This window comes from Thalassolituus sp. UBA2009 (assembly GCF_002335285.1).
Taxonomy (GTDB): domain Bacteria; phylum Pseudomonadota; class Gammaproteobacteria; order Pseudomonadales; family Oceanobacteraceae; genus Venatoribacter; species Venatoribacter alkanivorans.
Window position 1 is genome coordinate 1 of the sequence record NZ_DDCJ01000047.1, and the last position, 8969, is coordinate 8969.

Below are 8969 nucleotides of genomic sequence, written 5' to 3' on the forward strand. Positions count from 1 at the left end.
CATAAAGTTGCTGACCGGCACCAGGCCATAAGGCGTGCTGATATTAAAGGCTTCAAACTGATCAATGCTGCGGGTCTGCAGCGGATAGCGCAGCAGAATCTCAACTTCGTCATCACTGAAATCCGGCTGGAAGGTGCCGACTTTCTGGCCGCCGGTAATCATGCGGATCATGGCGCCGGTGCTGGCGATATCCGTGCCGTAGCGGGTGGCCTCTTCGCGGTCAATCTGCAGTTGCCATTCAATGCCTTCCAGTGGCCGGTCGTCGCGCACGTCTTTCAGTTCCGGGTCTGCATTAAAGATGGCTTTTACTTCTTCCAGCAGAGGCACCATGGCTTCATTGCTGGCGGCGGTAAACTGCAGCTGGATATCGGCGCCGGCAGCCGGGCCACCTTCTTTCTTCTGCGTTTCAATAATGATGCCGGCAATATCGGCGGTGCGGTGTTCAATGTCGGCCAGAATCTGGTTGGCGGAGCGGCGATGCTCCCAGTTCACCAGTTCGATCTGAATGCGGCCAATCACATCGGCAGCGGAATCCGAAGGCGCTTTGACAAAGGTGGCGGTATACAGCGACTGAATTTCGGCCATATCGAAAATGCGTTTTTCCACCTGCTGTACCAGTTCTTCACGCTCAAGCAGCGACAGGTTGCCGCGCGCACGGACATCGACCAGGCCGATATCGGCATCCACATCGGGGAAAAACTCGACGCCGTGTCCCAGTGAGCCATACAGCACAAAAGAGCCAATCAGAGCCGCAATTGCCATACCCAGCACCTGCAGCGGGTGCTTCAGAGCTTTCGACAGCAGGCGAATATAACCGCCGGTAAAGCCTTTCAGCTCGTCGAAGCGGCCTTGTTCGGCGGCTTCGATGGCGCTCAGGGCACCGTTGTTATGATGACCATCCTTTCCCATAACAGCGCCAATGGTCGGCACCACAATCAACGCCATAATCAGCGAAGCACTCAGGGTGTAAAGCAGGGTGAGCGGCAGGAATTTCATAAATTCGCCGGTGGTGCCGGGCCAGAACAGCAGCGGCAGAAAGACTGCCAGGGTCGTGGCTGTCGAGGCGATAATTGGCCAGGCCATGCGCTTGGCCGCTTCGCTGTAAGCCTGCAGTTTAGTCGCGCCTTCGGCCAGGCGCCGGTCGGCAAACTCAGTCACAACGATGGCGCCGTCAACCAGCATGCCGACGGACAGAATCAGCGAGAACAACACCACCATATTCAGGGTGTAGCCCATCATGCTGAGCACAATCAGCGCCATCAGAAAAGCACCGGGAATGGCCATGCCGACCATCAGCGAACTGCGCAGACCCAGACTGCCGAGCACCAGAATCATCACCAGTAATGTTGCTACCAGAACGTTATTGAACAGATCGTTGAGCATGTCTTTGATCTGTACCGATTCGTCCTGGGTTACACCCACATCAATACCGGCCGGCCAGTAGGGCTTCACTTCATTAATGATGCCTTTTACCTGATCAAGGGTGTCGATGATGTTGGAGCCGATGCGCTTTTTGATCTCCAGCGTGACGGCGGGCTTACCATTCACCCGGGCAGCATTTTTACGGTCTTTGTAAGCCAGGCGGCCCACCGCAATATCCTGAAAAAGCACCACGGTGTCGCCATCGGCTTTGACCGGCAGTTTGAGAATGTCGGGAATATTTTCAATCAGGCCGGGCACCTTGACGCCAAAACGTCCGGCGCCGGTGTCCAGATCCTCGCTGGCGACCAGCTGGTTGTTATTGCCAACCAGCCGGGCCAGATCATTAAACGACAGGTTGTAGTTATCCATGCGCGCCGGGTCGACGATGATCTCGGCGATTTCGTCACGCTTACCCTGAATCGTGGCTTCGAGTACGCCGGGCAGGGCTTCGAGACGGTCCTGCAGATCTTCGGCCACGGCATAGAGTGCAGACTCATTCACTTCGCCGGACAGGGTCACCACCATCACCGGAAACAGGGCGACGTTGATTTCTTTTACCTTGGGTTCTTTGCTGTCGGTGGGCAACTCGCCTTTGGCGTCATCCACTTTCTGGCGGACATCCTGCAGGGCCTGATCAATATTTACGTCGGTGTAAAATTCCAGCGTGATCGACAGATGACCACTGGTGGCGGTAGACACCATTTCTTTCAGCCCGTCGAGGGAGCGCAGCTCCTTTTCCAGCGGTTTGTAAATCAGGGCGTCGGCGTCTTCCGGTGCGATCCCATCGTGCACCACCGAAACATAAACAAAAGGAACGGTAATATCCGGGTTACTTTCTTTCGGAATCGTGATCAGCGTGGCAATACCCACCAACGCAATCAGGCAAAACAGCATCAGTACCGTGCGTGAACGCTGCAGGGATGCATCAATCAGTGAATTCATACCTTACCCCGCACTTAAGGCAGTGGCGTCAGCGTCGTCTTTGGGCGCTTCCGGCTGGGCACTGATTTCGGTGTCTTGCATATAGACGGGCTCAACCTGCTGACCGTATTCCACAAAGCCCTGACCAACGGTGATGATGTTGGCCTCAGAGCCCAGACCGTAAACCCAGATGCCTTTGTTATCGGCTTTTAAAAGGTTAACGCCGCGGAATACCACGCGGTTTTGCTCATCAATACCTTTCAGCCCCAGCTGGCCTTCATCGTCCAGAATCAGCAATGCCGGAGAGATAAAGTAGGCGTAGGTCGCTGGTTGCGGAATATGCAGCTTGGCGGTCAGGCCGCTGGTCATACTGCCGCCCGGATTACTGATTTCCAGCTCCAGCGGGAAAGTGCGGGTTTTGGCATCGGCTTCGGCCGCGATAAAGCGGACACGGCCATCGACGCGGTCGCCATTGATCAGCTCAGCAAAACCGGCGTCACCGATATTAATGTCGGCGGCGTCGCGTTCGGACACCTGGCCTTTTACCAGAAATGGAGTGAAATCGAGCACGGTCAGCAAAGGAGAGCTGTCTTTGACGAAATCGCCGATCTCAACCATGCGCTGGTCAACAATACCGGTAAAAGGGGCGCGGATTTTGGTGGCATTGAGCTGAATACGGGCGTTGGTCAGCTCAGCTTCGGCATTGGCCAGCGCAGTGGCAGCCTGTGCCAGTTGTGATTCGTTGGCCAGACCGCGTTCACTCAGCTGGCGGGCGCTGCGGGCTTCCAGCTGGCGTTGTTGCAGATTGGCTTCCGCCTGTTTTACCCGTGCCGGCCAGTCGCGGGCATCCAGTTCCAGCAGCAGCTCACCTTCTTTAACAGCGGCACCTTTGTCTTTATGGATCGCAATCACTTTGCCGCGGATTTCTGATTTCAGTTCAACCCGGCGGTTGGCAGCCGTATGAGCAGAAATAGTGATGTCGCGATTAACCAGCTCACCTTTCATCCGCTCAACCTGAACACGTGTCAGGCCACTGTCCATCACCAGTGGGCGTGGGTTTTCAAATGGGGCGTCGTCGGACAAGGAGCCGGCTCCCATCCAGATGAAAAAAGCCAGGGCGATGATCAGAGCGGCAATATGTCCCTGATTCAGATGTATTGTCATTATTATGTACCGGTTATGAGAACGAAATGCACAAAGGGCAACGGAGCTGTTTAACGGTTGCCGATAGCAGATGCAATAGCCTTTTTTGCAAATCTATTTAAAACAGACTGTCTTTTATCTGGGACAAACGTTGCTTTTCCATTGGACCGGGTTCTGGCCGCGCGGCGATGGCGCTTCCTCTGTATACTGTCGGCCTTTTCTCCGGCGGTAAGGTTAAGGCTCCATGGTATTAGTGCGTTTGAAACAGGCTGAGCTGGCGTTTGGCGATCACGTTCTGCTCGATAAGGTCGATCTTGATATTCAGAGCGGCGAGCGTCTGTGTGTGGTTGGCCGCAATGGCGAAGGTAAATCGACGCTGCTGAAAATTCTTAACCGTCAGGTACAGCCGGATGATGGCCGGGTGGAATACCGCGATCTGCTGCGTGTCAGCGCACTGCAGCAGGAACTGCCGCAGACCACCCATACGCCGGTCTACGATGTAATTGCCGAAGGGCTGGGGGATGTTGGTCTGGCCATCGCCCAATACCATGATGAAAGTGCTAAAGGCGCGGATGCTGACCTGAAAAAACTGGAGCAGCTGCAAACCCGTATCGAAGCCGCCGATGGCTGGCGCTGGCAGCAGAAAGTGGAAGCCATTATCCAGAAGCTGAATCTGCCCGGCGAGTCGATGTTTTCTGAACTGTCTGGTGGTTGGCAGCGCCGGGTGATGCTGGCCCGGGCTTTAGTCGTCGAGCCGGATCTGCTGATCCTCGACGAGCCAACCAACCATATGGACGTGGCCACCATCGAATGGCTGGAAGAGCAGCTGAAGCAGTTCAACGGCGCGCTGGTCTTTATCAGTCACGACCGGGCTTTTGTGCAGAATCTGGCGACCCGTATTGTTGAACTTGATCGTGGCCATCTGTATCAGTGGCAGGGCGACTACCTGAGCTTTGTTGAATACCGCGAGAAACGCCTGGAAGACGAAGCCACCCAGAATGCCTTATTCGATAAGCGCCTGAGCGAAGAAGAAAAGTGGATTCGCCAGGGCGTTAAAGCGCGTCGTACCCGTAATGAAGGCCGGGTTGAGCGGTTAAAAGAAATGCGCAAAGAGCGCAAGGCCCGCCGTGAAGTGCAGGGCAGTGCCAATATCAGCATGAATGCTGCGGAATCTTCCGGTAAGCAGGTATTTGAAATCGAACATCTGACCTACGCCTGGAAAGACGTGATGCAGGTGAACGATTTCTCCACCACAGTGATGCGCGGTGACCGTATCGGCCTGATTGGCCCCAACGGCGTGGGTAAGAGTACGCTGCTGAAATTACTGCTGGGCAAGCTTGAGCCGCAGTCGGGCACCATTAAATGTGGTACCAGACTTGAAGTTGCTTATTTTGATCAGGCCCGCCATCAGCTGGACGAAGAAAAATCCATTGCCGATAACGTCGCCGATGGTAAGGACCAGGTCGAAGTGAATGGCCAGAGCCGTCATATCATCGGTTATCTGGGCGACTTCCTGTTTGCCCCGGCGCGGGCACGTACGCCGGTTAAAGCTTTGTCCGGTGGGGAGCGTAACCGCGTGCTGTTGGCCAAGTTATTCCTGAAACCCTGCAACCTGCTGGTGATGGATGAGCCGACCAACGATCTGGACGTGGAAACTCTGGAGCTTGCTGGAAGAGCGTCTGATGGAATATAAGGCCACGCTGCTGCTGGTCAGCCATGACCGGGCCTTTATCGATAACGTGGTTACGCAGTTGTGGGTGTTCGGTGAAAACGGCGTGATCGACGAGCAGGTTGGTGGTTACTCCGACTGGCAGGAACGGATGAAAGCCCGCGCCACACAGGCCAGCAGCGCACCAGCTGGCGCCAGTGAAAAAGCCGTTAAAAAAGATGAGCCGGCCTCAGCTAGCGCGCCGGCAGAGCCAAAGAAAAAGCTGTCGTACAAACTGCAACGCGAACTAGATCTGCTGCCTGAACAGATTGCCGCAGCGGAAACGAAGCGCGATGCGCTGGCTGCTCAGACTGCTGATGGCAATTTTTACAGTGGTGACGCTGCACAGGTTCAGGCCGTGCTGGCCCAGCTGGCAGATGCCGAAGCAGCGCTCGAAGCTCTGGAAGAACGCTGGCTGGAGCTGGAGGAAATGACCTTATGATCTGGCTGATTGTGGTGGCCGTAGCCCTGTCTCTGTTTGGCTCCATCATCTGGCTGAAACCCAGCCCACGCGATACCCGTCTGGCGGCCTTGCGTTTTGAAGCCATCCGCAGTGGTTTACAGGTACGCAGCTTTACCTTTAAACCGGACGCAGCCAAAACCGGTATCCGCGATGACATCCCCGGTACCAGCTATACGCTGTTACGGCGCGGTAAGCAGCAGGGCGGGGATCTTAAATTCCGGGTTGTGGGTCAGGCGGGCTGGGACAATGAAGGCTTGCCCGAAGGTCTGAGCTGGCATAACCATGGCAGTGCGGCCGATGCTGAACTGATCAGCCGTATGTTGCCACAGCTGCAGGATAACCTGCTGATGCTGGAGGTGTACGACAACCGCGTGACGCTGATGGCGGCTGAAAACAAAACGGCCAGTGCTGCAGCCTATCAGCATTTTATGGAAGCGTTTTTTTAAGCGCTTTATAAGCGATTATATCTGGCTCCCACGCTCTGCGTGGTAGCCTTTGCCGTTAGCGTTGCATTCCCACGCGGAGCGTGTGAACGAGAAATAAAAAAAGCCCGCATTCCGCGGGCTTTTTTATGTGCAGCGTCAGTCTGTTACTGGAACATCGACTCCAGCTCTTCCAGATGCTCAATGATACGGTCGTTATAGCTGACAACCAGAAACGGTACGGTGTTCTCGTTGTAATTCTTGATGCGCTCTTCCATAAAGCGCCATTTGCTTTTAACACTGCCCATCAGCACTTCGGTCTTCTGTGATTTGATCATGCCTTCCAGCTCAGTCAGCTGTTGCTGAAAATCTTCGGCCATTTCGGTCAGGGTGCGGGAGTAGTTGCCCATAAATACCTGGCCCAGGTTGGTCGTACCGCGGGCGGCATACTGAGAGGTAATTTCTTCCATCAGTAAGGCAAGGTCGCGGGCTTTCTGCACGATTGGGCTGGGCTTAATGCCACTGCTTTGTTCCAGCTTGCTGTAGGCATCCGATGCCTTATTCACAATTTCCATGCTCTTACGGCCCATTTCATCGACCAGACGGACGTTGGGATAGCCCTGCTTCAGCATGTCGTTGCGGTTAATCATCATCAGCTCAGACAGCTTCTTCCAGTCGGCATCAATGCTGGCAACACTGTCGCCCATGCCGTTGATGGAAGCCAGCTGGCGGGCACTGGTCAGGCTGTCATTGAATTTCTTCATGCTCTGATCAATACGGCGCTCGTATTTACTGTCGGCATCCAAACCAGAAAACATATAAAAGTTGGTGACGGCGTTGGTTGCGGCAAGGCGCATATGTTGTAAATCGGTCAGTAATTGCTGTGGGGTCGCGAGTGCGGCCTGGCTCAGTAACAACAGAACCACCAGTCGTGCGGTGTTGAAGGCTAGACGCATCATGTTTTCTTCTTTTTGTTTTAGATAGTTGTCGTGAAAGAATTACATCCTTTCCGCAAGGAGTGTATGAGATAGGCCATTTTATCCCTATAGGACATTACAAACTGTAACAAAAATGAACAAAAAGTAGCTTAATGCGCCAGGATAGGGCGGTGGTTGTCTGTGGTCTCGTACCCGTGACCGGGTTCCTGCCCGGCAGAATAACTTCCACCTGTCAGGTGATCGTCTTTCAACACGAATGACCCTTTACCTGCTAAAATAGCGCCGTTCAGGATCGTGGTTTGTGCAGAAAATAAGCAGCATGCCCGTCAATTCCTGCTTCTCTATTGACTTTCCAACCGCTTTCCCCGAATGTGTGCCACTCAGATTCAAACGCTCGTATGAATTGTTCGTTTTATGAACATCAGCGGGCGTTGTTTCACCAACAGGCAGAATGCTGATCCGCTTTCGGGCAGATCAGTCAATAGCTAACCACCATGTGGAGATCAGTTGATGATTTACGAAGGTAAAGCCATCACGGTAAATTTGATCGAAGACGGCATCGCCGAATTGAAATTCGATCTGCAAGGCGACTCTGTTAACAAGTTTAACCGCGTTACTTTGGAAGACCTGAAGGCAGCAGTTGAAGCGATTCAAGGCAACAGCGACGTTAAAGGCGTTTTAGTTACATCTGGTAAAGACGTATTTATCGTCGGCGCGGATATCACCGAATTCGGTGAAGCCTTCAAGCAAAGCGAAGAAGAAATCGTGGCCTGGGGCCTCGAAGCCAACAAAATCTTCTGTGCTATCGAAGATCTGTCCGTTCCTACCCTGACTGCTATTAATGGCATCGCTCTGGGTGGCGGCTTCGAAATGTGTCTGTCTACCGACCTGCGCGTTATGTCTGACAAGGCCAAGATCGGTCTGCCAGAAGTTAAACTGGGTCTGATGCCTGGTTTTGGCGGTACTGTCCGTCTGCCACGTGTTATCGGTGCTGACAATGCGATCGAATGGATCTGCATGGGCGCTGAGAACAAGCCTGAGAAAGCACTGAAAGACGGCGCAGTTGATGCCGTTGTTGCTGCTGACAAACTGAAAGAACAGTCTGTTGCCATGCTGAAAGCCGCCATCGCTGGCGAAATCAACTGGCAGGCCCGTCGTGAAGAAAAAACTTCCAAGCTGAAGCTGAACACGATGGAACAGATGATGGTTTTCGAAACCGCTAAAGGTTTCGTTGCTGGTCAGACCAAAGGTCAGTACCCAGCGCCAATCGTTGCCATCAAATCCATGCAGAAAGCGGCCAACATGGGTCGTGATAAAGCACTGGAAGTGGAAGCCAAAGGCTTTGCACAACTGGCAAAAACTTCTGAAAGCAACGCTCTGATCGGTCTGTTCATGAACGACCAGCTGCTGAAGAAGAAAGCAAAAGAATTCGACAAGGCTGCTAAGCCAACCAATAAAGCTGCTGTGCTGGGCGCTGGCATCATGGGTGGCGGTATTGCCTTCCAGTCTGCGCTGAAAGGCACCCCGATCATGATGAAAGACATCAATGAAGCGGGTATCGAGCTGGGCCTGAACGAAGCGAACAAGCTGCTGGCCAAGCGCGTAGAGCGTAAGAAAATGAAGCCTCTGCAGATGGGTGAAACCCTGAACCGCATCCGTCCGACTCTGTCTTATGCAGAATTCGGCGATGTCGACACTGTGGTTGAAGCGGTTGTTGAAAACCCTAAAGTCAAAAAAATGGTTCTGGCTGAGCTGGAAGACAAAGTTCGCGAAGATGCGATCATCACGTCTAACACTTCTACCATTTCTATCGACCTGCTGGCTGCTGACCTGAAGCGTCCTGAAAACTTCCTGGGTATGCACTTCTTTAACCCTGTGCACATGATGCCACTGGTTGAAGTTATCCGTGGTGCCAAGACTTCTCCTGAAGCTGTGGCCACTGTGGTTGCTTA

General features: G+C 53.6%; 7 protein-coding genes. 4 read left to right on the plus strand and 3 right to left on the minus strand.

Annotated features, from left to right (window positions below):
* Together B3P58_RS05210 and B3P58_RS05215 are read right to left on the minus strand one after the other, a co-directional pair.
* Positions 1-2364 (minus strand): efflux RND transporter permease subunit (locus B3P58_RS05210; protein ID WP_286716407.1); only part of this gene is annotated, 2364 nt, incomplete at its 3' end.
* A 3-nt stretch (positions 2365-2367) separates the two neighbouring features.
* Positions 2368-3507: an efflux RND transporter periplasmic adaptor subunit gene (locus B3P58_RS05215; protein WP_225691743.1), complete on the minus strand. Its 1140-nt coding sequence runs from the start codon at positions 3505-3507 to the stop codon at positions 2368-2370.
* A 223-nt stretch (positions 3508-3730) separates the two neighbouring features.
* Between B3P58_RS05215 and B3P58_RS05220 the strand changes: the two genes are divergently transcribed.
* The 3 genes from B3P58_RS05220 to B3P58_RS05225 are packed head-to-tail and all read left to right on the plus strand — an operon-like array spanning position 3731 to position 6103.
* The gene (locus B3P58_RS05220) at positions 3731-5179 is read left to right on the plus strand and encodes an ATP-binding cassette domain-containing protein (RefSeq protein ID WP_349676566.1); all 1449 of its coding nucleotides are present in this window, start codon (positions 3731-3733) and stop codon (positions 5177-5179) included.
* On the plus strand, positions 5169-5636 hold the full coding sequence (locus B3P58_RS20715; RefSeq protein ID WP_349676567.1) for a hypothetical protein: 468 nt from the start codon (positions 5169-5171) through the stop codon (positions 5634-5636). Before B3P58_RS05220 ends, B3P58_RS20715 begins: the two co-directional genes overlap by 11 nt.
* Positions 5633-6103 (plus strand): hypothetical protein, encoded by a 471-nt coding sequence (locus B3P58_RS05225; RefSeq protein WP_145469462.1) that lies wholly within the window; start codon positions 5633-5635, stop codon positions 6101-6103. The genes B3P58_RS20715 and B3P58_RS05225 overlap by 4 nt, the downstream gene beginning before the upstream one ends.
* A gap of 143 nt (positions 6104-6246) precedes the next feature.
* On the opposite strand, the gene B3P58_RS05230 is transcribed toward B3P58_RS05225, so the two are convergent.
* Positions 6247-7038, minus strand: a complete 792-nt coding sequence (locus B3P58_RS05230) for a hypothetical protein (protein ID WP_145469463.1) — start codon at positions 7036-7038, stop codon at positions 6247-6249.
* 489 nt (positions 7039-7527) lie between these two features.
* Between B3P58_RS05230 and B3P58_RS05235 the strand changes: the two genes are divergently transcribed.
* A partial coding sequence (locus B3P58_RS05235) for a 3-hydroxyacyl-CoA dehydrogenase NAD-binding domain-containing protein (protein WP_286716408.1) occupies positions 7528-8969 on the plus strand: 1442 nt, incomplete at its 3' end.